The 1372-nt window shown below is 46.5% G+C and carries 1 protein-coding gene; it reads right to left on the bottom strand.

The genetic code is table 11. The features are described 5' to 3' along the window. A partial coding sequence (locus tag L1077_RS27120; RefSeq protein ID WP_237139876.1) for an SdrD B-like domain-containing protein occupies positions 1-1372 on the bottom strand: 1372 nt, incomplete at both ends.

Here is a 1372-nt window from a genome sequence, read left to right as displayed (position 1 = left end):
TGTTAGCGTGATCGCAATACCTGTAAGTACAAAGTCATTGCCGTTATTTGTGCCATCTTGATTGATGTCCACAAATACACGACCTGAGATAGATTTGTCACCAGCCTTTGGTTTCTCTGTGAAGGTGATTTCTGGCGTTGCCTCTGTGCCGACAATGACTTTTGCGATATTGCTGACAACGCCTGTGCCTGAACCAATGTAGCGATTACCTGTTTGGTGATCTCCACTCGCTATTTGCGTGATGGTATAGCCATCGGCATTTGATTCAATTAAGCCTGTAAAGCTGAATTCACCGTTGGCATTGGTCGTCGTTGTGGTGTCCACCACCTGACCAAATTTATCCGTGCCTGTGATGGTGACGGTGATCCCATTGAGAAGCCCATCGTTTTGATCAACCGTGCCATCTTGGTTGATATCCAAGAACACCTTACCTGAAACCGACTTATCACCCGCTTTTGGTTTCTCTGTGAAGGTGATTTCTGGTGTTGCGTCTGTGCCGACCACCACTTTGGCGATATTGCTCACAACGCCAGCATCTGAGCCGATATAACGGTTACCCGTTTGGTAAGTGCCACTTACTGTCTGCGTAATGGTGTAACCATCGGCATTTGATTCAATCAGACCTGTGAAAATGAACGCACCGCTCGCATTCGTCACTACACTTTGATTTACCGTTTGGCCATATTTATCAGTACCCGTGATCGTGACCGTCATGTCTTTTAGCAGCGCATCATTTTGATCAACTGTGCCATCTTGGTTCACATCCAAGAACACGGTACCTGATACTGACTTATCACCCGCTTTTGGTTTTTCTGTAAATTTGATCTCTGGTGTTGCGTCTGTGCTGATTACCACTTTTGCGATATTGCTGACCACGCCTGCGCCTGAGCCAATGTAACGATTACCGGTTTGGTAAGTGCCACTCGCTATTTGCGTGATGGTGTAGCCATCTGCATTGGATTCAATCAGACCTGTGAAGTTGAATTGACCGCTCGCATTCGTTACTACACTTTGATTTACCGTTTGGCCATATTTATCAGTACCCGTGATCGTGACCGTCATGTCTTTTAGCAACGCATCATTTTGATCAACTGTGCCATCTTGGTTCACATCCAAGAACACGGTACCTGATACTGACTTATCACCCGCTTTTGGTTTTTCTGTAAATTTAAGCTCTGGCGTTGCGTCTGTGCCGACCACCACTTTGGCGACATTGCTGACTACGCCTGCTTCAGTACCAATGTAGCGATTACCGGTTTGGTGATCGCCACTCGCTGTTTGCGTGATGGTATAGCCATCGGCATTTGATTCAATTAAGCCTGTAAAGCTGAATTCACCGCTCGCATTCGTCACTACACTTTGAGTTACCGCC

The organism is Pseudoalteromonas luteoviolacea (genome assembly GCF_021654285.1).
In the GTDB taxonomy this organism is placed as follows: Bacteria; Pseudomonadota; Gammaproteobacteria; order Enterobacterales; family Alteromonadaceae; genus Pseudoalteromonas; species Pseudoalteromonas luteoviolacea_J.
This window is presented reverse-complemented; position numbering and strand designations above follow the sequence as displayed.